At 43.7% G+C, this 22,323-nt stretch carries 18 protein-coding genes and 2 pseudogenes; 14 read left to right on the forward strand and 6 right to left on the reverse strand.

What is annotated here, in order from left to right; all coding sequences use genetic code 11:
* Window positions 1-391 precede the first annotated feature (391 nt).
* The 8 genes from AC566Q_RS10080 to AC566Q_RS10115 all read left to right on the forward strand — a co-directional run bounded on the left by AC566Q_RS10080 (window position 392) and on the right by AC566Q_RS10115 (window position 9,769).
* Window positions 392-940, forward strand: coding sequence for an AbiU2 domain-containing protein (locus AC566Q_RS10080; protein WP_499616335.1), 549 nt, complete (start codon window positions 392-394; stop codon window positions 938-940).
* A gap of 491 nt (window positions 941-1,431) precedes the next feature.
* On the forward strand, window positions 1,432-1,755 hold the full coding sequence (locus AC566Q_RS10085; RefSeq protein WP_499616338.1) for a low molecular weight protein tyrosine phosphatase family protein: 324 nt from the start codon (window positions 1,432-1,434) through the stop codon (window positions 1,753-1,755).
* Window positions 1,756-3,258: 1,503 nt separating this feature from the next.
* Window positions 3,259-3,549 (forward strand): hypothetical protein, encoded by a 291-nt coding sequence (locus AC566Q_RS10090; protein WP_499616341.1) that lies wholly within the window; start codon window positions 3,259-3,261, stop codon window positions 3,547-3,549.
* 2,163 nt (window positions 3,550-5,712) lie between these two features.
* Window positions 5,713-6,150 carry a hypothetical protein gene (locus AC566Q_RS10095; RefSeq protein ID WP_338851449.1) on the forward strand — a complete coding sequence of 146 codons (438 nt, stop codon included), beginning with the start codon at window positions 5,713-5,715 and terminating at the stop codon, window positions 6,148-6,150.
* 142 nt (window positions 6,151-6,292) lie between these two features.
* On the forward strand, window positions 6,293-6,583 hold the full coding sequence (locus tag AC566Q_RS10100; RefSeq protein ID WP_499616344.1) for a hypothetical protein: 291 nt from the start codon (window positions 6,293-6,295) through the stop codon (window positions 6,581-6,583).
* A gap of 106 nt (window positions 6,584-6,689) precedes the next feature.
* Window positions 6,690-7,109, forward strand: a complete 420-nt coding sequence (locus AC566Q_RS10105; protein WP_499616347.1) for a hypothetical protein — start codon at window positions 6,690-6,692, stop codon at window positions 7,107-7,109.
* 519 nt (window positions 7,110-7,628) lie between these two features.
* Window positions 7,629-8,024 carry a DUF6228 family protein gene (locus AC566Q_RS10110; protein WP_499616350.1) on the forward strand — a complete coding sequence of 132 codons (396 nt, stop codon included), beginning with the start codon at window positions 7,629-7,631 and terminating at the stop codon, window positions 8,022-8,024.
* Window positions 8,025-8,524: 500 nt separating this feature from the next.
* Window positions 8,525-9,769 carry a type II restriction enzyme NmeDI-related protein gene (locus tag AC566Q_RS10115; RefSeq protein ID WP_499616353.1) on the forward strand — a complete coding sequence of 415 codons (1,245 nt, stop codon included), beginning with the start codon at window positions 8,525-8,527 and terminating at the stop codon, window positions 9,767-9,769.
* A gap of 146 nt (window positions 9,770-9,915) precedes the next feature.
* On the opposite strand, the gene AC566Q_RS10120 is transcribed toward AC566Q_RS10115, so the two are convergent.
* Window positions 9,916-11,037 (reverse strand): ISAs1 family transposase, encoded by a 1,122-nt coding sequence (locus tag AC566Q_RS10120; protein ID WP_499608588.1) that lies wholly within the window; start codon window positions 11,035-11,037, stop codon window positions 9,916-9,918.
* A 180-nt stretch (window positions 11,038-11,217) separates the two neighbouring features.
* Here AC566Q_RS10120 and AC566Q_RS10125 point away from each other — a divergent pair, with 180 nt between their 5' ends.
* The 5 genes from AC566Q_RS10125 to AC566Q_RS10145 all read left to right on the forward strand — a co-directional run bounded on the left by AC566Q_RS10125 (window position 11,218) and on the right by AC566Q_RS10145 (window position 17,740).
* Window positions 11,218-11,430, forward strand: a complete 213-nt coding sequence (locus tag AC566Q_RS10125; protein ID WP_499616356.1) for a hypothetical protein — start codon at window positions 11,218-11,220, stop codon at window positions 11,428-11,430.
* A gap of 1,312 nt (window positions 11,431-12,742) precedes the next feature.
* Window positions 12,743-13,090, forward strand: coding sequence for a hypothetical protein (locus AC566Q_RS10130; RefSeq protein WP_499614639.1), 348 nt, complete (start codon window positions 12,743-12,745; stop codon window positions 13,088-13,090).
* Window positions 13,091-15,601: 2,511 nt separating this feature from the next.
* The gene (locus AC566Q_RS10135) at window positions 15,602-15,823 is read left to right on the forward strand and encodes a hypothetical protein (RefSeq protein WP_499616359.1); all 222 of its coding nucleotides are present in this window, start codon (window positions 15,602-15,604) and stop codon (window positions 15,821-15,823) included.
* A gap of 551 nt (window positions 15,824-16,374) precedes the next feature.
* Window positions 16,375-16,722, forward strand: coding sequence for a hypothetical protein (locus AC566Q_RS10140; RefSeq protein WP_499614639.1), 348 nt, complete (start codon window positions 16,375-16,377; stop codon window positions 16,720-16,722).
* 607 nt (window positions 16,723-17,329) lie between these two features.
* Window positions 17,330-17,740, forward strand: a complete 411-nt coding sequence (locus AC566Q_RS10145) for a hypothetical protein (RefSeq protein ID WP_499614645.1) — start codon at window positions 17,330-17,332, stop codon at window positions 17,738-17,740.
* Between the two features lie 684 nt (window positions 17,741-18,424).
* Here the strand turns inward: AC566Q_RS10145 and AC566Q_RS10150 are convergent.
* The 5 genes and pseudogenes from AC566Q_RS10150 to AC566Q_RS10170 all read right to left on the reverse strand — a co-directional run.
* Window positions 18,425-18,655 (reverse strand): annotated as a pseudogene (locus tag AC566Q_RS10150) (IS110 family transposase); the annotation flags it as partial.
* A gap of 21 nt (window positions 18,656-18,676) precedes the next feature.
* Window positions 18,677-20,233, reverse strand: a complete 1,557-nt coding sequence (gene tnpC, locus AC566Q_RS10155) for an IS66 family transposase (RefSeq protein WP_499611566.1) — start codon at window positions 20,231-20,233, stop codon at window positions 18,677-18,679.
* Between the two features lie 23 nt (window positions 20,234-20,256).
* Window positions 20,257-20,592 carry an IS66 family insertion sequence element accessory protein TnpB gene (gene tnpB / locus AC566Q_RS10160; protein ID WP_499611571.1) on the reverse strand — a complete coding sequence of 112 codons (336 nt, stop codon included), beginning with the start codon at window positions 20,590-20,592 and terminating at the stop codon, window positions 20,257-20,259.
* A complete protein-coding gene (tnpA, locus tag AC566Q_RS10165) occupies window positions 20,592-20,876 on the reverse strand; it encodes an IS66 family insertion sequence element accessory protein TnpA (protein WP_126874056.1) in 285 nt (94 codons plus the stop codon). Before tnpA ends, tnpB begins: the two co-directional genes overlap by 1 nt.
* Window positions 20,877-20,964: 88 nt before the next feature.
* A pseudogene (locus AC566Q_RS10170) lies at window positions 20,965-21,780 on the reverse strand (IS110 family RNA-guided transposase); the annotation flags it as partial.
* A 125-nt stretch (window positions 21,781-21,905) separates the two neighbouring features.
* Between AC566Q_RS10170 and AC566Q_RS10175 the strand changes: the two are divergent.
* Window positions 21,906-22,208 carry a hypothetical protein gene (locus AC566Q_RS10175; protein ID WP_034325342.1) on the forward strand — a complete coding sequence of 101 codons (303 nt, stop codon included), beginning with the start codon at window positions 21,906-21,908 and terminating at the stop codon, window positions 22,206-22,208.
* Window positions 22,209-22,323 lie beyond the last annotated feature (115 nt).

The raw sequence follows: 22,323 nt of genomic DNA on the forward strand, positions 1-22,323 counted from the left end.
ATATTGAGTGCGGCGGTAGTGGGTTAGGGTAAGGTAGTTTCAATAGGTTGTATCAGTGCCTACCGCTTTCAGTTTTCAAAACTGCTTTATCAACACTTGTTCGTTTTAACCTGGTAACACCAGCATTCGGCACGGTCAGTTTTGCTAGCCCGCTCACTTCTCAGGCAATCATTTTATCATCTGGCTTTTCGCTCAGGGTTGTTTTAAGGTAATTGTTATTATTTAAATCAACAGTTTGTTGTAGCGGGCGGTGGCGGCAAAGTCGCGTAGGGCAGGAGTCTCGCACGCATAACAAACAAATGTTGGGGACACAAACACGCGGGCTCTGCTTCGCAGTATAGCCCACGCGTTTGTGCCGCCAAATTAGGGCGTTAGCACTCTCAGGAGAAACATGGACGATTCAACTAAATTGAGACAGGGGCTTCATCGTCTACTCACTCAAGCAGAAATCGATTTCGAAATGTGGCAAGCAATGCGAGATGAAAGGCGCAATAAAACTTTTCAAGGTAAGTTGAAGCGGTACTCGAGGTTTTATATAGCGGCCGAAAACGCCTTGTTCAATTCGCTAATAATTATTCTTTATAAGACGGTCGAAAACCGAAAGGGCACTATCAATATTAATAGTTACAAGAAATCGTTGATTGGAGAGATTTCTGAAGATACCCAGGACTCTTTATCCAAAATTGAAAAGAGGATAAAGCCTCTAGTAACTAAAATCTGTATCCTCCGTAATAATACAGTTGGTCATCAGTCAATGAGCCTTGAAGCTGGGGATGTTTATGACAAAGTTGATTTGTGGGTAAGCGAGATAAGGCAGCTACTTAGCGATTTACAAGAATTAGTTTATATTTTGGCAAAAGACGCTCAGGACACTCATGTAACATTCAATTTACGGGGTACGCAGTCGTTTAAAAATTTAGTGAATGATTTGACGTGCTAACAATCAAATGTTGGGGACACAAACACGCGGGCTCTGCTTCGCAGTATAGCCCACGCGTTTGTGCCGCCAAATTAGGGCGTTATGCGCCGTTGTTTATTTGTCATGTGTTTAGTGCGGCGGTAGCAGGTTAGGGCAAGGTTGTTTCAATAGGTTGTATCAGTGCCTGCCGTTATAAGTTTTCAACACTGCTTTAGCAACGCTTGTTTGTTTTAGTTCGGTAACACCAGCATTCGGCACAATCAGTTTTGCCAGCCAGTTCACTTCTCAAGCAGGCGTTTTATCATCTGGCTTTTCGCGCAAGGTTGTTTTAAGGTAATTGTTATTATTTAAATCAATAGTTTGTTGTAGCGGGCGGTGGCGGCAAAGCCGCGAAGGGCAAGTGTCTCGCACGCATAACAAACAAATGTTGGGGACACAAACACGTGGGCTGCTCCGCATTATACCCCACGCGTTTGTGCCGCCAAATTAGGGCGTTATGTACTTAAGGAAACATGAACCTTTTATTCGTTTGTTCAGAAAATAGATTGCGTAGCCCAACAGCCGAAGAAGTATTCTCTGAATATGAAGGTGTTAATGCTATCGGATGCGGCACCAACCTGGATGCCGAGACACCTTTGTCTGGCGATCTCATCGAGTGGGCTGATGTTATTTTTGTCATGGAAAAGTCCCACAAAAATAAAGTATCAAAAAAATATAAAGAGCTATTACAAGGCAAAAAATTGGCTTGCTTGGATATACCAGACAATTATGATCGTATGCAGCCAGAACTGGTTCGGCTGCTTAAAAATAAAGTGCCAAGGTATGTTAGGTTGTAATCGGCACGTACATAACAAACCACTGTAGCCGCTCGCAGGCTCGCTGGGACACAAACACGGCGGCTGTGTCACTTCGTTCCGATTATAGCCGCCGTGTTTGTGCCCCTAAGTGGGGTGTTAGCCCCCATTCGTTAATCCGTTCAAAAATAAAAGATCGGGGCAGTGTTAACGCCGGTATCTCAACTTGTTTTAGCGTCTCACGGTCATAGGTAGTTTTTGTGTCCAGGGCTATCAACCAACCATGGTAATTTCTTCCCGTGGTTTGCGCGGCGCGGGCAATCTTTCGCTGTAAGCAAGGAGTGCTTTTATCAGCAATCGTACCGTGCAATTCTCAGCTCATTGGCAACGCAGTTTTTTCAGTTCCGGTAAAAGGTTAACGCAAAAATCAGTTGTTGTTTTTCTGGTGGTTGTTTAAGGTAAATGCATATCAGGGCAGGGCAATTATTAAATGCAAACATCTTGGTGCAGGGCAGCAAAGCTGCGAACGTTCAGTGTTGGGGCTAACAAAGTGCAGCACGGGACAATAACGCGCAGTTCCCCTTTTTTGCAAAGAGCGCAAAAAAGCGGCCCTTCGCTATTGCCCTTGTGCTAGGCGTTATGTGCCGCTAGACTATGCCAGATTTAAAAATTAAAACTGAATTCGCAGCAAGAGAGAAAAAGTTCTTATGGGGTTTGCTTATTTTCGTGCTACCCTTTGCCGTTGTAGTCGTTATTAATTCTTTTTCGTCCATATACATAAATCCCGGTTTTCCTTTCGTCATCATGGTGCTAGGTTTTATGTTTGCTACTTTTACATGGTATCGATGCCCTAAATGCAACTCGATACCACGTGCTTTAGGAAATCCTGGGGTGCAGCTGTTTGCTAAAAAGTGCGGAGAGTGTGGAGCTCAACTAAGGTGAAAGCACATAACAACCCAATAAACTCACTCACTGCGTTCGCTGGGACGCATACACGTGGGGCGGCTGCGCCATTATGCCCCACATGTCTGCGCCCGTTATTGGAAAGTTAGCCCCCATTCGTTAATTGTTGCAAAAATAAAAGATCGGGGCAGTGTTAACGCCGGTATCTCAACTTGTTTTAGCGTCCCACCGACATTGGTTATTTTTGCGTCCAGGGCTATCAACTAATCAAGGGCGTTTCTTCCCGTGGTTTGCGCGGCGCGGGCAGTGTTTCCTTGAGCGGCCGGTGCTTTTATCTGCAATCGTATAGCGCAATTCTATGGTTCATTGGCAACGCAGCTTTATCAGTTCCGGCAAATGGTTGCTGCAAAAATCAGTTGTTGTTTTTCTGGGGGTTGTTTAAGGTAAATGCAAATCAGGGAAGGGCAATTAAGTAATGCAAACATCTTGGTGCAGGGCAGCAGAGCTGCGAGGGTTCAGTGTTGGGGCTAACAAAGCGCAGCACGGGACAATAACGCGCAGTTCCCCTTTTTTGCAAAGAGCGCAAAAAAGTGGCCCTTCGCTATTGCCCGTGTGCTAGGCGTTATACGCAAAAGGAAACCTGTGAGTAAAAAGGAATTTATTGCTCGTGTTGTATTAGTTTGCTTACTCAATTTTTTACTTCAAATTTGGTATGTAGGTAATGCAGGCGATTTCATTGCAAATTATGTTGGTTATCCAATAAGCGTTTTCATCATTCCTATTTTCTTATCACAATTGCTCCCTTATATTGCTCTTTCAGCTAGCTCAAAGTCTCTGGCGCTAAAACAAAAACTGCAGTTATTTGGTATTCCTTGCTTTGTTTCGGTATGTTTAGTTTGTGGCTTTTACTTAATAATGCAATATGGCGGTTGATTTTGGCTATTGCGTATAACAAACAAATTATGTCACTCGCTGCCGCTCGCTGGGACGCAAACACGTGCGCGGCTTCGCCATTATTGCACACGTGTTTGCGCCCCATATTTGGAAGTTATGTGCCGCTAGACTATGCCAGATTTAAAAATTAAAACTGAATTCGCAGCAAGAGAGAAAAAGTTCTTATGGGGTTTGCTTATTTTCGTGCTACCCTTTGCCGTTGTAGTCGTTATTAATTCTTTTTCGTCCATATACATAAATCCCGGTTTTCCTTTCGTCATCATGGTGCTAGGTTTTATGTTTGCTACTTTTACATGGTATCGATGCCCTAAATGCAACTCGATACCACGTGCTTTAGGAAATCCTGGGGTGCAGCTGTTTGCTAAAAAGTGCGGAGAGTGTGGAGCTCAACTAAGGTGAAAGCACATAACAACCCAATAAACTCACTCACTGCGTTCGCTGGGACGCATACACGTGGGGCGGCTGCGCCATTATGCCCCACATGTCTGCGCCCGTTATTGGAAAGTTAGTTACCACTCGGAAGTTTGAACCTAATTTCCACAGGTATTTAGTCAGAGATATGAGCGTAAATGGTAAATAAAAGTTTTCTATTGGCTGCAGTTGTTATGGCAATTTATTATTTAATGTCCGTAATTAACTTCCGGTTCGGTTTGCCGACTACGGTAGTGCAAGTGGTCACAGTAATTTGTTTCCTACTTTTCATAGTGATATTTGTTGTAAGTATATTTTCTAAAAACAAGAAGCTCTAACCTCTATTATGCAATTATCAAGCATGTGGTAACTAACAAACCAATATAGTCGCTCACTGCGTTCGCTGGGACACAAACACGTAGGCTCCCGTCGCTTCGCTCTGGATTTTAGCCTACGTATTTGTGCCCCTAATTGGGGTGTTAGGCGTCATTTACTTACAGTATTAAAAAGTAGGTTCAAACGTGACATTCCAGCATCAAGGTTGTTTCGCTAGGTTGTCTTTACGGCTTGCTTTCTCAGTTGTTTAAACAACTTTAGCAACGCGTTTTTCATCAACACCGCAACACCAACATTCTGCATCGCGAGCTTTCTAAACCCGCTCTTTTATCCAGCATTACCGTTAACATCTGGCTTTTCGCACAGGGTTGTTTTATCTTAAATTCAATAATTTAAACACGCGGTCTATTTGGCTAGTGGTGGCAGCAAAGCTGCGTACGTTCCTTTGTACGCCTAACAAAACGCTGTTGGCACTCCCTCCGGTCGCTGGGACGCTAACACGTGGGCTGACTCACTTCGTTCGGATTTTAGCCCACGTGCTAGCGCCCCAAAGCTTAGCGTTAGGCGTCATTTACTTACAGCATTAAAATGTGGGTTTAACCGTGACACTCCATCATCAAGGTTGTTTCGCTAGGGTGTCTTTACAGCTTACTTTTTCGGTAGTTTCAACGGCTTTAGCAACGTACTTTTCATCAACACCGCAACACCAACATTCTGCATCACCAGTCTTCTAAACTCGCTCTTTTATCCAGCTTTACCGGTAACATCTGGCTTTTCGCACAGGGTTGTTTTATCTTAAATTCAATAATTTAAACACGCGGTCTATTTGGCTAGTGGTGGCAGCAAAGCTGCGTACGTTTCTTTGTACGCCTAACAAAACGCTGTTGGCACTCCCTCCGGTCGCTGGGACGCTAACACGTGGGCTGACTCACTTCGCTCGGATTTTAGCCCACGTGCTAGCGCCCCAAAGCTTAGCGTTATGCGCCGTTATTTATTTCTCATGTGTTTGGTGTGGTGGTAGCAGGTTAGGGCAAGGCAGTTTCAATAGGTTGTATCGTTGTCTTCCGCTTTCAGTATTCTAAATTGCTTTATCAACCCTTGTTGGTTTTAGCCTGGTAACACCAGTATTCGGCACAATCAGTTTTGCCAGCCTATTCACTTCTCAAGCAGGCACTTTCTCATCTGGCATTTTGAACAGGGTTGTTTTAAGGTAATTGTTAGTATTTAAATCAACAGTTTGTTGTGGCGGGCGGTGGCGGCAAAGCCGCGTAGGGCAGGTGTATCGCACGCATAACAAACAAATGTTGGGGACACAAACACGCGGGCTCTGCTTCGCAGTATAGCCCACGCGTTTGTGCCGCCAAATTAGGGCGTTATGTGCCAAAAGGAATTTGAATGCACAAGAATAATCAACTAATAATCGCTGGCAGTTTAAGTATCCTGGCTGCATTACTTCATATTGGTTGTATATTCGGCGGCCCTGATTGGTATCTCTTTTTTGGTGCTGGTCAACGTATGGCTCAACTCGCAGCTCAGGGCGACCCGTACCCAACAATTGTAACTTTAGCAATTGCTTCAATTCTTACTGGCTGGGGCTTATATGCATTTTCTGGTGCAGGTATCATCTTCAAGTTGCCACTACTAAAAACCTGTTTAACTTTAATTACTGCCATCTATTTGTTGCGTGGTATCGCAGGCTTAGCTGGTCCCTTTCTAACTTCAGACCCTGTGGTACACCAAAATTCAATAACCTTTTGGTTAGTCAGCTCAATTATTTGCTGTATTTATGGTACGTTTTATTTATTGGGCACAGTAAAGTTATGGCGGCAGTAGAGAGTGTGCTGGCACATAACAAAAAAATTAAGTACGCCCGCTGCGCGGGCTGGGACGCATACATGCGGGGCGGCTTCGCCATTATGCCCCACATGCCTGCGCCCCTTATTTAAAAGTTATACGCTGCAAGGGAAGTCAAACATTGGACGTTGAAAAAGCAAAAGAGAAAAGTCAACTTAAGCAGCTCGTGTTAACCACTTTGTTTGGTCCTCTTGGCTTGTTTTACTCAAACAAGGTTATTGCTGTTTTACTTTCAATGTTCTTTATCCCATCTACTTTGGCGTTTGGCTTCGGCATACTCGTCGGCTGGCCATTTTCAATGCTGGTAGGTGTAATATGCGTTAAGCAGTACAATATTAAAGTGCAGCCATATTTAACGCTTCAAAAGCGTAAAGCTTTGTACAAGCAAGGACGTATTAATGGCAGCGTATAACAAACAAATTATGTCACTCGCTGCCGCTCGCTGGGACGCAAACACGTGCGCGGCTTCGCCATTATTGCACACGTGTCTGCGCCCCATATTTGGAAGTTAGGTACTCATGAATAAGTTTCAATTCTTGAGTGAGGCAGAAATCAAAAATTTTAGACTGATTTTTGTAGGAATTTTCGCTTTCTGTTTTCTCATGTTTTTAGTAGCTGGGCTTTATAAAATTTATTACTTTGAACAAGCCTTTAATAGTCACGAGCGATATAACGTTAGCGGACCAGTAACTGATTTATTTGGCCCAAGTAGCTACACCTCATTTAATGTGTCTGGGGTGAATTTTCGATCTGAGTTTATGTTTGGTCCATGCTTGGATATCAGGGACGAAATTCAAACGAATAGAATAGTTGATATTGAATATATAATGATCGAGGATTGGTTATACACCAAGCGGGGCTATGGCTGTATTCTAAATATCGATTATCTCAGCCCCAAAATTAATAGGTATCGTGGACAAGCTTCGAGGAATAATTAGCACGTACCTAACAAAAAAATAAAGTCACTCACTGCGTTCGCTGGGACGCATACACGCAGGGCGGCTTCGCCATTATGCCCTACGTGCCTGCGCCCCTTATTTAGAAGTTATGCGCCGTTGTCATTTCTCATGTGTTTAGTACGCCGGTAGCGGGTTAGGGCAAGGCAGTTTCAATAGGTTGTATCAGCGCCTGCCGTTCTCAGTTTTCAAAACTGCTTTATTAACGCTTGTTCGTTTTAGCCCGTAACACCAGCAATCAGCAGCGCAATTTTCTTAGCCAGTTCACATCTCAAACAGTGGTTTTATCATCTGGCTTTTCGTTCTGGGTTGTTTTAAGGTAATTGTTATTATTTAAATAAACAGTTTGTTGTAGCGGGCGGTGGCGGCAAAGCCGCGAAGGGCAGGTGTCTCGCACGCATAACAAACAAATGTTGGGGACACAAACACGCGGGCTCTGCTTCGCAGTATAGCCCACGCGTTTGTGCCGCCAAATTAGGGCGTTAGGTGCTCTGGAGATAAATGGAATTTTCTATAGATTCATCAATATCGAACAACTCGCTCAGATTCTATAAGCGCGAGTCAGAGTACGTTACGGTTCATTTGTCTGGTGTTCTGTCAGCTTCGGTGCGAGTGTGCACCTATACTGACGAATCCGGCATTTCTAATTGGTTAAATAAACTCGCTTCATTTTCCAAACCATGGAAATCAGCAATCGAATGGCAGTCTTTAGAAAACCAATTTAGTATTTCTGCTACTTGCTCATCGTTAGGAGAGGTTCGTCTTTCTTTTCAGCTAAGTGACCTGCACGGTCATCCTGAGGAATGGCAGGTAACTTCGAGTATCGTAACTGATTTTGGTCAGTTGTCTGTTTTGGCAAAGCAAGCGGAGCATTTTTTCAATCATGCACGCACCTAACAAAAAAATTATGGCGCCCGCCAGGGCGGGCTGGGACACAAACACGCAGGCTCTGCTCCGCAGTTTAGCCTACGTGTTTGCGCCCCATATTTAGGCGTTATACGCCGATTTAGGATAGCTGTTTTAAGGCTTCAAAGGATCAGTTTTTTGGCTGGGTAGGGTGATTCGCTAGGCAGTTTTTAATCCCAACATTTTCAGTTGTTTCAACAGCTTTATCATCGTGGTTTTAGATGTTCCGCAACACCAGCATTCAGCAATCCTGGTTGTTTACAGGATCAATTTGGCATCTGGTATTTTGTAGGCTGTTGTTTTAAGGTAATTCAAGGCGTTATGCGTGGCTGGCAGTATCAGCAGGTGTTGGCGGCAAGCCGCGACAGTTCGGTGCTCGCACGTATAACAAAAAAATTATGTGGGACACAAACACGCAGGCTCTGCTTCGCAGTTTAGCCTACGTGTTTGTGCCCCATATTTAGGTGTTATGTGCCAAAAATGAGGAAAATATGAATAGTGACTTAAACGACATAATTGACAAGTACCGGTCTGACAATGAATCCGTATTCAATACCTGGTTTATTAATAATGACGAACGACTAAAAGCCTTTCGTTCGATACGCCGTGGTGTTCAAAGCGTAATCAATAATATTAAAAATAAGGAATTTGGAAATGACTACAAAGGTTCATCGCTAGAGTTTGTTTTAAACTGTATTACAGAACAAAAACAAGTTTTTATTGGAGCATCGCATGCTTTTTACTGGAAGCCAAAGTTAAGAATTCCAGATATTTATGAAAATGAAGAAAATAAAATTTCATTTGGACAATTTCTTGAAAACTGCTTCGCAGCCAAAAATGAAGAGCAAATCCTAAAGGAAATAATCAACCTAGATGAGAAGAAAATAAAGGGACTTGGTCCGGCAGTAGCAAATATTTTATATTTCCTTCATCCTGAAATAATTCCTCCATTTAATACAGCAATAGTCAATGGGTTTAATCATTTGTTCAAAGAAAAAGTTAAACTTGGTTCCTGGACTGAATACCTTCGTATGCGTGAGGTCATTTTACAAAAAAACAATAAGCATAAAAAGTCACTGTCAAAAGATTTAGGTGCGATTTCAGGCTTGCTGTTCGACATTGGTGTGAAAAAAATAATGGTTGGCGACGAAGGAAGTCTTTCGGAAAAAGAAAAAGCAAAAATTGAAAGCCTTCTCAAAAAAAGGCACAAAGAAGTAACTAGTGAAAGAGAGCAAGAAAATTTGCATACTGAAATGCAATACCATTTATTGAAGATCGGAAAAGCTTTAGGGTATCAAGTAATTAGTGCTTCTAATGATCGTTCTAGAAATTTTCAAGGGAAAAACTTTTCCTCCTTGTGCCTTCCTTGTTTTCCTGAAATTAATGTAGAAAAAGAAACTAAAAATACAATTGCATTAATCGATGTAATTTGGTTTGAAAAAAATACAAAGAATATTGTTTGTGCTTTCGAAGTTGAAAAAAGTACATCAATCTATTCAGGAATCCTCAGACTGACTGACTTATACCACTCATTTCCAGAAAATCCTTCCTCTCTGTTTTTAATAATACCAGACAATAGAGAAAAAGAGCTGTTGCTACAGTTAAGCAGACCATCAATCAAATCCAACGGAACTAAAATTCACTATATTAAATTTTCAGACCTGAAAGAAAACTGCGAAGCAATCTGTAAGTTTGGAACAGGAAAAGAAACTCTACTAAAAATAGCGAACCAATAAAAACAGGCACATAACAAACTAATCAACCGGACGGAAAATACGTCTGTGCAAAATTGAAAAGCAAAATCTAAATTGCGGTGGTGGCCGAAACGCCGCGTCGCCGCCGGTTATCATGAACCGTTATGTCAGGGCGAGAGCATGAGTGCTCAAATTTCGTTCAACGCTACCAAACCCGCCGCTAACACCTTTTCCAAGTAATCAGTGCTGCCATGCGCACGCTTCTGTTTCCGTGGCACACTCGTTTTTCTGGTTGTCTCCGCACGAAGCATGTTCAAGGCAAGCTTCCTCGCTCCTGACAGTATTTCGGCGGCATTGCCACGATATATCTGGCATTCATCTTCTTTCATTGAGACATCAAGGACCCAATGAAGACTGTTTTCTACTGCCCAATGACTACGCACTGCGTTGGCAAAGCGTGCTTTAGTTAAAGCTGCTGAACTGATGTAGTACCGGTATTCCAAAGATGCTTTACCTTTTTTTGGCTGCCGATAGCTTAACGTAACGCCTATCGTTTTCAGCCCTTTCCATTCAGGAAACCTATTCACTAACGATGCCGCATCCATAACATGGTACGCTCTTGCTTCGCCTCGTCCATGATGTTTCTCCAGACAAATGACTTCTTGGTTTACAGCACCCGCAAGCTCATTGCGCACGGCATCATGAAGTTCCTTTTGATTACCTTTTAGAGCAAGAAGATAATCACCACCACTCTCTACAATCTTCTCCGCAATAGCAGTTTGGCAGCCCATCGCATCTATTGATATCAAGCAACCTTTGATATCCAGCAGGTTCAGTAAGGCTGGAATGGCTGTGATTTCATTCGACTTACTCTGGGTCTTAATTTGCCCCAATACCACATTATTTTCGGCTGCAAACGCATTCACCATATGGATGGCTGATTGCCTGTCTTCACGATTGTAAGAACCGCAAAGCCGCTTACCATCAATCGCAATTAACTGCCTGTCGGATAACTCGGCGACTGACTGCATCCAACCGATAAAGCAACGCTGGAATTGTTCGCTATCGACTCTTGATATCACACGAGCAATCGTGTCATGAACGGGCAGTCCATTTTTGAAAAGCCCTTTCTCGCGAAACCAGTCAAAGTGTAAATCACCAAAATCTTCAATGTCTTCCCAGCCTTTGGCACCAGCGATGGAAGCACACACGACAAGGAATAAAATATCAGTGAATAAATGTGCCACCTTAGCTGATTGACGAGGATCTTCTAACTCACTAAAAAGCTGTTCAAATGCACCTGTACCCATGACTCTCTCCGCAAAAGAGAGTATAAGATCACAGTCACTAAATTTCGTCCAGTTGTAATATCTCTTGTTAACTCAGTTGGTCAATAAATGTTCGTGATCTTGCCCTGACCGTTATGTGCTTTAAGTAGGCAAAAACTTAAACTGTATTTTGTGAATAGCTCGGAGTGCTAATCTATCCGTATGAATAACAAGATGGAGCAATTGCTTTACGACCTATGTGTAGATTGGGGGTTCTGTTTACCACCCTCGGCACAAGAAGCTATTGTTGAAAAAATAGATTGGAATGCAGATGAATTTGCATGCAAGGTTCTTGAGGCAGAAGGAATGAATCCTGAATATGAAAAACGATGGCGTAAATTGATAGGCCAAAAGTTTAAAGAAAGGTTCGCTTAAAATAGGTCTTTTAAAATACGCACATAACAAACCAAGGCAGCGGGACACTAACACGTAGGCTCCCGTCACTTCGTTCCGTATTATAGCCTACGTGTTATTGCCCCTGCTTGGGGCGTTATGCGCCGTTGTCATTATTCATGTGTTTAGTGCGGCGGTAGCGGGTTAGGGCAAGGTAGTTTCAATAGGTTGTATCGGTGCCTACCGTTTTCAGTTTTCAAAACGGCTTTATCAACGCTTGTTTGTTTTAATCCGGTAACACCAGCATTCGGCACGGTCAGTTTTTGCTAGCTAGCTCACTTCTTTAGCAGCCGCTTTATCATCTGGCTTTTCGTCCAGGGTTGTTTTAAGGTAATTGTTATTATTTAAATCAACAGTTTGTTTTAGCAGGCGGTGGCGGCAAAGCCGCGAGGGGCAAGTGTCTCGCACGCATAACAAACAAATGTTGGGGACACAAACACGCGGGCTCTGCTTCGCAGTATAGCCCACGCGTTTGTGCCGCCAAATTAGGGCGTTATGCGCCGTTGTTTATTTCTCAAATATTGAGTGCGGCGGTAGTGGGTTAGGGTAAGGTAGTTTCAATAGGTTGTATCAGTGCCTACCGCTTTCAGTTTTCAAAACTGCTTTATCAACACTTGTTCGTTTTAACCTGGTAACACCAGCATTCGGCACGGTCAGTTTTGCTAGCCCGCTCACTTCTCAGGCAATCATTTTATCATCTGGCTTTTCGCTCAGGGTTGTTTTAAGGTAATTGTTATTATTTAAATCAACAGTTTGTTGTAGCGGGCGGTGGCGGCAAAGTCGCGTAGGGCAGGAGTCTCGCACGCATAACAAACAAATGTTGGGGACACAAACACGCGGGCTCTGCTTCGCAGTATAGCCCACGCGTTTGTGCCGCCAAATTAGGGCGTTATGCGCCGTTATTTATTTCTCATGTGTTTGGTGTGGTGGTAGCAGGTTAGGGCAAGGCAGTTTCAATAGGTTGTATCGTTGTCTTCCGCTTTCAGTATTCTAAATTGCTTTATCAACCCTTGTTGGTTTTAGCCTGGTAACACCAGTATTCGGCACAATCAGTTTTGCCAGCCTATTCACTTCTCAAGCAGGCACTTTCTCATCTGGCATTTTGAACAGGGTTGTTTTAAGGTAATTGTTAGTATTTAAATCAACAGTTTGTTGTGGCGGGCGGTGGCGGCAAAGCCGCGTAGGGCAGGTGTATCGCACGCATAACAAACAAATGTTGGGGACACAAACACGCGGGCTCTGCTTCGCAGTATAGCCCACGCGTTTGTGCCGCCAAATTAGGGCGTTATACACCATGGTAACTACTGCTGATGTAATCAAGGGTGCAGTCCTTAGTCCCTTATTGGTATTTCCTTATTTCATAGTCGCTACTTTTAGTAGCGAGCTAATATTGGACGGTTTAGCGGGCGCTTTTATGGCGGCTAGTTTAAGTTTATTGGTTGTTTATCCAGTGATGCTAATTTACGGTGTCCCGCTAGCACTTTTGTTAAATAAATTTTCTATGTTTAAACCACAATACTTTTTACTAGTGGGCATAGTTCCTGGACTTTTAACAAGTTGGCATTTGGGTTTATTGGCTCTATCTATTGCTATCAGCTTATGTGGTTGGTGGGTTGCTCAGCGAAATGCAAATGGTGTATAACAAAAAAATTATGACGCCCGCAGGCGGGCTGGGACACAAACAGGCAGGCGGCTTCGCCATTATAGCCTGCCTGTTTGTGCCCCATATTTAAAAGTTAGCCCCCATTCGTTAATTGTTGCAAAAATAAAAGCTCGGGGCAGTGTTAACGCCGGTATTTTTTTCTTGTTTTAGCGTCCCACCGCTATTGGTTGTTTTTGTGTCCATGGCTATCAACCAACTGTGGTAATTTCTTCCCGTGGTTTGCGCGGCGCGGGCAATCTTTCGCTGTAAGCAAGGATTGCTTTTATCAGCAATCGTACCGTGCAATTCTCAGCTTAATTGGCAGCGCAGATTTTTCAGTACCGGCAAATGGCTAATGTAAAAATCAGTTGTTGTTTTTCTGGTGGTTGTTTAAGGTAAAAGCATATCAGGGAAGGGCAATTATTATATGCAAACATCTTGGTGCAGGGCAGCAAAGCTGCGAACGTTCAGTGTTAGGGCTAACAAGGCGCTGTTGTGGACACAAACACGTGGGCTGCTTCGCAGTATAGCCCACGCGTTTGTGCCCAAAGCTTAGCGTTAGCCCCAATCGTTATTCTGTTCAAAAATAAAAAATCGAGGCAGTGCTTAGGTCGGTATCTTTTCTTGTTTTAGCGACCCACCGCCATTGGTTGTTTTTGTGTCCAGGGCTATCAACTAAGCGTGGTCATTTTTTCCCGTGGTTTGCGCGGCGCGGGCGGTCTCTCCTTGTAATTGGCTAGTGCTTTTATCAACATTTGTATCGCGCAATTTTCAGGTTCATTGGCAACGCAACTTTTTCAGTTCTGGCTAATGGTTACTGCAAAAATCAGTTGTTGTTTTTCTGGTGGTTGTTTAAGGTAAATGCATATCAGGGAAGGGCAATTATTAAATGCAAACATCTTGGTGCAGGGCAGCAAAGCTGCGAACGTACAGCGTTAGGGCTAACAAGGCGCTGTTGTGGACACAAACACGTGGGCTGCTTCGCAGTATAGCCCACGTGTTTGTGCCCAAAGCTTAGCGTTAGCCCCCATTCGTTAATTGTTGCAAAAATAAAAGCTCGGGGCAGTGTTAACGCCGGTATTTTTTTCTTGTTTTAGCGTCCCACCGCTATTGGTTGTTTTTGTGTCCATGGCTATCAACCAACTGTGGTAATTTCTTCCCGTGGTTTGCGCGGCGCGGGCAATCTTTCGCTGTAAGCAAGGATTGCTTTTATCAGCAATCGTACCGTGCAATTCTCAGCTTAATTGGCAGCGCAGATTTTTCAGTACCGGCAAATGGCTAATGTAAAAATCAGTTGTTGTTTTTCTGGTGGTTGTTTAAGGTAAAAGCATATCAGGGAAGGGCAATTATTATATGCAAACATCTTGGTGCAGGGCAGCAAAGCTGCGAACGTTCAGTGTTAGGGCTAACAAGGCGCTGTTGTGGACACAAACACGTGGGCTGCTTCGCAGTATAGCCCACGCGTTTGTGCCCAAAGCTTAGCGTTAACCCCCATTTCTTAAAGTGTCTTTTTTGTTAGTTCTTTCGTGAATTTCAATGATGGCGGTTTATTCTTCAAGGGTGTTTTCGAACTCTAACGCCATTGGGTGCTAAACCGGGCATTTTGCTATCAACCACCAAACGTTATTTCTTCCCGTGGTTTGCGCGGCGCGCACATTCTAGGTTGGCGAAACTCGTTCTTTTATCAGCATTCGTTTGTCGGTTGTTTTAGTACGTTGGCAACGTAGCTTTTTCGTCTTCTCAAAACTGCAAATTCAAAAATAGGTTGTTGTTTTCTTTACTGTTGTTTAGGGTGAAAACACTATTTTTAACTTTGCAGGTTTTAATAGGCACCTTGGCGGTGGCAGCATAGCTGCGTGGGTTCAGTGGTTGGGTTAACAAACCAAGGCAGTGGACAATAACACGCAGGCTCAGTCGCTTCGCTCCCAGTTAAGCCTGCATGTTATTGCCCCTGCTTGGGGCGTTATATGCCTATGCAAAGATTGCTTCTTCTTTTTATCTTGGCTTGCTTGTCGTACCTTACACGAGCAGATCAAGTTACCTATGAGCTTGGTTCTTATCGGGATAAATCGCTACTTACTTATTCTGAAAGCTCGCTAAAACTTATCGCTATCAAAGGTGGAAGTGAATCAGTTCTTTGTTCTAGTGTAATTTCAAAGATACGCTTGCTCACTCATTAGAGTTTTTCAAAGAGGCAGGTATCATTAGCTGGGAGCCAACGTATTTGTCGGAAGGTAAAATGGACGGCGTAGTATTTAAACTATCGGTCGAAGTTAATAACGTTAGTATTTCAAGTATGGGGCATTTAGACAGTGCCCCAAAAAAACACTGGCAACTAGTGAGATACTTTAATCAATTATTGGTTGTAAATGGCTGCTCAAAAAGCATATAACAAAAAAATTAAGTCACTCACTACGTTCGCTGGGACGCATACATGCGGGGCGGCTTCGCCATTATGCCCCACATGCCTGCGCCCCTTATTTAAAAGTTATGTTTCAGGTAGGGAATTGAATGACTGAAAGAGAAGTTACTCTAGCCATATTTATCATTATTGGTGTTTATTTGATGGTTAAAGGAAAAATAAATGTCACTGTTTCTGCTGGTCAGTCTGGAGTTAATTCATACGTAAAAGCTGACTCCCCGAAAACACCTATAAAAACTCAAGGAATAGCTGTCAGAATTCTTGGTTTTACTATTTCTGCAATCTCGTTATGGTGCTACTTGTATCTATAGTATTGTAAAACAGGAACTTTTTGGCAATGAAACATAACAAAAAAATTATGTCGCCCGCAGGCGGGCTGGGACACAAACAGCCAGGCGGCTTCGCCATTGTAGCCTGTCTGTTTGTGCCCCATATTTAGGCGTTATGTGCCGCTAGACTATGCCAGATTTAAAAATTAAAACTGAATTCGCAGCAAGAGAGAAAAAGTTCTTATGGGGTTTGCTTATTTTCGTGCTACCCTTTGCCGTTGTAGTCGTTATTAATTCTTTTTCGTCCATATACATAAATCCCGGTTTTCCTTTCGTCATCATGGTGCTAGGTTTTATGTTTGCTACTTTTACATGGTATCGATGCCCTAAATGCAACTCGATACCACGTGCTTTAGGAAATCCTGGGGTGCAGCTGTTTGCTAAAAAGTGCGGAGAGTGTGGAGCTCAACTAAGGTGAAAGCACATAACAACCCAATAAACTCACTCACTGCGTTCGCTGGGACGCATACACGTGGGGCGGCTGCGCCATTATGCCCCACATGTCTGCGCCCGTTATTGGAAAGTTATACACCATGGTAACTACTGCTGATGTAATCAAGGGTGCAGTCCTTAGTCCCTTATTGGTATTTCCTTATTTCATAGTCGCTACTTTTAGTAGCGAGCTAATATTGGACGGTTTAGCGGGCGCTTTTATGGCGGCTAGTTTAAGTTTATTGGTTGTTTATCCAGTGATGCTAATTTACGGTGTCCCGCTAGCACTTTTGTTAAATAAATTTTCTATGTTTAAACCACAATACTTTTTACTAGTGGGCATAGTTCCTGGACTTTTAACAAGTTGGCATTTGGGTTTATTGGCTCTATCTATTGCTATCAGCTTATGTGGTTGGTGGGTTGCTCAGCGAAATGCAAATGGTGTATAACAAAAAAATTATGACGCCCGCAGGCGGGCTGGGACACAAACAGGCAGGCGGCTTCGCCATTATAGCCTGCCTGTTTGTGCCCCATATTTAAAAGTTATACGCCATGATGAAATACTGTTGCTGCAACTGCCATATTAAGTTTCCTTGCACGGATGCTGTAGATGGATACAAGCTGGGCTTTAATAAAGGTTTTTTGTGCCCTTCCTGCAAAGCGAACTTAACAGAATCGTTTCTTAGTAGTGGCAAGAAAAAAGTGAAATTTGATAGTAAAGCCCATGAAAAGTGGATGTCTTACTCAGGTTTAGTTGGCATTGTCACTTTCATAACATTGTTTGTTGTTTCCGACGGCTCCTGGATAACTTTTTTCGTTACATTTGGTGTCATTCTTTCTTATTTGCTATGCGGTTATTGGCTCTGGGGTTTTACACCATACCCAAATGTTATTAGCACAAAAAAGCTATGAAAGGTTGTTCTGACTTGGCGTATAACAAAAAAATCATGTCGCCCGCAGGCGGGCTGGGACACAAACAGGCAGGCGGCTTCGCCATTATAGCCTGCCAGTTTGTGCCCCATATTTAAAAGTTAGGCACCGTTTAAGGATCGATGGATGAATAAAAGCTGCGTGAATTGTCATTTCTTTGCCAAGAAGACATCATTAAAGAATGACGACAGTGTATCTATCTCTTTAAATGAGTCAGACAGGACTGCTCTGAAAAATACAAAAGAAAAACCGAACTGTGACAAATTTTCTATAACCTTATGCCACAAGGGCGTGTGGGATGAAGGTATAATTCCTCATGAAAACTATTATTCTTCAACAGTCCTAGAGAAGCGAGATGCGTGTTTTTTCTTTCCGTTTAGACACAATATGTTATTTAAAGCCGCCGACGAATTACAAAGAAGAGAAGACGAATATACTAAATTTTATCGGACAAATAGAAATGCAGTTTGGGGTTTATGGATAGCAGGTATAGCGTTAGTGGTTAATGTTTTGGTCAAGCTATTCTGTAATGCCTAACAATCAAATGTTGGGGACACAAACACGAGGGCTGCTTCGCAGGATACCCCACGCGTTTGTGCCACCAAATTAGGGCGTTATAGGCACAATGGATGATCCGGAACAGTATTTTACTCTTGTTGCTATTTCTAATTTTTGGATGCTCGAACGAACCTCAAGAGTTAACTCCGGAAATGCAAGAGCAAGCCACCGAGACTGTGCTTGCATATTTGGAACGCAATAACCTTCCAAATGAGAATCTGGACATTGCCATTCCAAAAAATAGAGACATCGCCGACTATTCTTACATGTATAGGGGCGGTGGACGATGTATCAACTTTATTGTTAAGTGTTATGGACATACCTGCAAAGAGCTTCAGTGGTATCCATATGATAGACATGGAGAAAAGTGCCCATAACAAACCGCTGTAGACGCAAGCGGAGCTTGCTGGGACAAAAACACGTGGGCTGTCCTCGCTTCGCTTATGTGGACTCCCCCTTTGTCAACAACATTAGCGGTCAATTGAAGAATTAATGCGTGCTTATGTACGAGCTCTAATTGGGAAGCTACTCCAGGCTCTATGATATTTACGCGGACTTGTTGTCAAATCTCGATAGCGAGCTCGAAGCTCTGAGCGAAGCACTGACTAAACAAGCTGATTTTCATCTTTTATTGAGCATTTGTGTTGTTGGCAACAACCTCGATTAAGCGGCCAATAGTTCTGCTTTGTACTCTGTTCCATTCGCTAACATCGCGAATGCCGTTCTAACTGTTTTATTCGCCAATGCGACCGCTGTACAGCGCTTACCCCTACGTTCAACCATCTGCTGGATCCACCTCTCTTTTTTGGTTTTTGCTGGTCGTCTCATTGCCTGATTAACTGCCGACATCGCACCGCTAACTAAACAACTTCGGAGCATATTGTTTTTAACGTAAGCGATCAATATAGACCCGGATCACCCCATTTTATCTAAGTCGCTCGTTAATTTTTTGTCCGTGAATCTCTCTTTCCAGACTCTTGGCGTCAGGTCGAGTACGTCTTTGGCCGGATGCAGTGCTACACGCTGCAATACATCCACGAGGTAGTGGTAGGGATTCACGCCTTGCAGGCGGCAGGTCACCATCAGGCTTTGTAATATGCCCAGTTGTTCAGCTCCGAGTTCAGACCAACAGAACAAATAGTTTTTTCTGCCCATGGGAATAACCCGCAGTGCCCGTTCGAGATGATTGGTGTCCATGGGTAACGCGGGGTTACTCAGGAACACCTTGAGTTGGCTTTCTCGCTCATGCGCATAGTGAAGCGCCTTGGCGAAGGGGGATTTGGGTAGTAAATCAGTGCGCTGTCGTTGTTGGTAGACCCACCGGAAGAAGTCAGTCACGAGTGGTTCGCTGTGTTGTTGCCGGTAAGAATGGATATCGGCCAGGTCTGATTGTTTATCCCGGATGTGTTTTTCATGCCGGTAGAGCGCAGCGATAATATCCAGTGCCTGCTGTGCGGCTTGCGGCTCACTGTCGAGGGCTTTTTCAAAGCCTCTGCGCATGTGTACCCAGCAGGCAGCGTGCACAATCTGTTGTTCTTGTTGGTTTATCTGCTCAACAGTTTTGGTATAAGCAGCATAGCCGTCGGTCAGCAAGGTACCGGTAAAGTCCTGTAACTGTGCTTTGGCATGCAACATGCCTCGGCTGTGACTCCAGGTAAAGGCCACTTCATCACTGTCACCGTACATCGGCCAAAAGTAAGTTTGTTTCATGTGTCCGGGTTTTCGACCCGCGCCTTTGGTGCGCCCGGCTTTAATGGGCACTTCATCCATGGCCAGTATGTTACTTTGCAGGATGTGTTGCCACTGGGCTTTGGCAATGGGCCGAAGCAGCTCAATGCCTTGTTGTATCCAGTTGATTAAGGTAGCCCGGCTAAGGGTGATACCGCTATCAAGCATGCGTTGATGTTGGCGGTGAAGCGGTAAGTGATATACCGCTTTATCCACCATCAGCCCAGCGAGTAGTGAGACATCGCAGTAACAGCCTTCCAGTACATTGATGGGGGCTGGGGTATCCTTAAGGGTTTGCGTGGTTTTATGACGCACGACCTGACGACGATACACCAGTACCACATAACTGCCGGGCTGTTGTGCTAAGCGACGGGTTTCTTTGATATCCACGACATCATACTGGTCGGCATCCGCCCCCTGTAACTCAGGCGCAGGCACATCAATAATCAGCTGAGGCACCGTCTCATCAAAACGCAGGCCTTCATCATTCACATCCGAGTCGCGACGTTGCTTTTGTGAGGAACGGGTATGGGCCTTCACCGGTTTGGTGTCTGCCGGTAAGGCGTGTGTCTCACCCTCATCAAACAAACTGCTCTGCGCCGGATTATCCACTAACACCTTTTCAGACTTACGCCCGAACAACTGGCGTTTAAGCCAGTCGAGTTGATGCTTTAATTGTGCAACTTCATCGGATAAAGCCGCAATTTGTGCATCTTTTGAGGGATTGTCTGAGGACGTTTTCATGGCGTAAATTATAACAAAATCAGTTAATTAAATCGTCTGTTTTGTTTGCCTTTTTGCCAGTAAATCCCATCAATCAAACACTGTAACTGGGCACTGTTGAGAGAGGTTTTTGCTTTGCCGTCAGTCACTTTGGCGAAGGTGCCTTTTTCTAACCGTTTACTCCACAAACAATAACCGCCCTGGTAGTAATACAACACCTTGAGCTGGGTGCGGCGCTTATTGATAAACACAAACCAGTCACCACAATGCGCTTGCATCCCCAGTTTGCCCTGTACCAGTGCCGCCAGCCCATCAAACTGTTTGCGCATATCCGTATTTCCGGTATACAGCCAAATACGCCCATTGGATAAGGGTAACATCAGGCAGCCCGGTTCATCCGCAGCACCACACCACCGGGTAATGCCAGTTCAATCTCCCAGGCAGAGCCTGCGCTCTGGTTCGCACTTGCTGGCATATCAAAGGCAAGCCAGTTATCTTGCTGCGCAAGCGATTGGCTATCATCGCTCAGTTTTTTACGCCACAGATAGAAGTTTGATACTGTTAACGCATGCTGTGCACAAAATTCACTGACCGACAGTTCGCTTGCTGCTTGCTTATCAACCAATACCTGCCATTGCTCGCGTGTACGTCTTTTTGTTGCCATCGATTAAGTCTCCGTGAGTAAAATCTACGGGGACCATTTTACGGGGTAGCTCCGCCGGGAAAAGACGGTCTAAATTGATCGCTTACTTTTTAACGTACTTGCCCACCGAGCCTAATTTCACTTTACCGCCTGATGAATGCTGAATGGGTGTTAAACCAATACAAGCAGATGCATCGCGACCTTTTTTAAATTGCCCCATCTCTCCACAACCCAGTGCCATGTAAAGGTTCACAGCGTTTAACGGGCCAACACCCTCTAAGGCCTGTAGTGATTTACATGTTTCGTGTTCGTTTGCTGCTTTTTCTATATATAAATCGTACTGCTTTATTGATTCGATACTCCGTTGGAGTTGTTTCCAGCTTGTATTCAGGGCTTGCCTAAAAATCATTGAAAAACCGTTTTCAGCATCTTCCAGAACATTTTCAACAACACCATTTAACCCACCCTGACTGGATGACACACGGATATTAAACTCTAACAATAAGGATTTTATTTGTTGTTGCATTGCGACTTTATGTTTGATGGCCAGCTCTCGCAGACGAACTAAGGTTTGAAGCTCTTGCTGTTCCTTTGACTTACCGTTAATAAACGACACATCTGTGAGTTGCGCGGCCTGCGCAACCGCTAAAGCATCGTTTTTATCTGTTTTTTGGTTTTGTCTCACACTGGCAACAAGTTTTGCTGAAATTAATCGAGCATCATGCCCGTATTCCAATGCTTTTTGCTTCCAATAGTTTGAGGTACTACATGCTTCAAAAACAATTATCATTGGTTTTGACGACGCTAGCCAAGAACCAAATTCTGTCGGTGTCATTGCCAGATTAGATTGCACCTTGTTGCGTTTGCAAACGCAAACCTGAATTTCTTCTTTCGCTAAATCAACACCTGTGATTATATTGTGCATGTTGGACTCCATAATATTTTTTGTGTGAGAACTAAAATATTAACCCAGCTCAATGAGTTGGGGGAGTCCAATTATCTCGGATTTTAGCCCACGTGCTAGCGCCCCAAAGCTTAGTGTTATGTGCCATGAGTGAAACCAAAACTATAATCGTTTTATTAGCTGTACTTCTAGTTCATTTTGTTTTTGCAGTTATTGTTGCATCACAGATATCCAAGATGGTTTCGAAACTTCAGAAAATTAAAAATAATAGGTACGCATCAAAGAAAATAAATGAATTAGAACGCTATAAAGTATTCGCTTTGTTCGCTCCAATTTTTGGCCCAATAGTGGCGTATGGAATACTTAAAGGAATTAAGCCCGGTGTTTCAGAGAAAGGTTATATGGCAAATAATCCAAATTCACCTAATGTAAATTCAGAAGGAGATTGAGGCTTGGCACATAACAAAAAAATTAAGTACGCCCGCTGCGCGGGCTGGGACGCATACACGCGGGGCGGCTTCGCCATTATGCCCCACATGTCTGCGCCCCTTATTTAAAAGTTAT

It is taken from the genome of Alteromonas sp. H02, assembly GCF_059682525.1.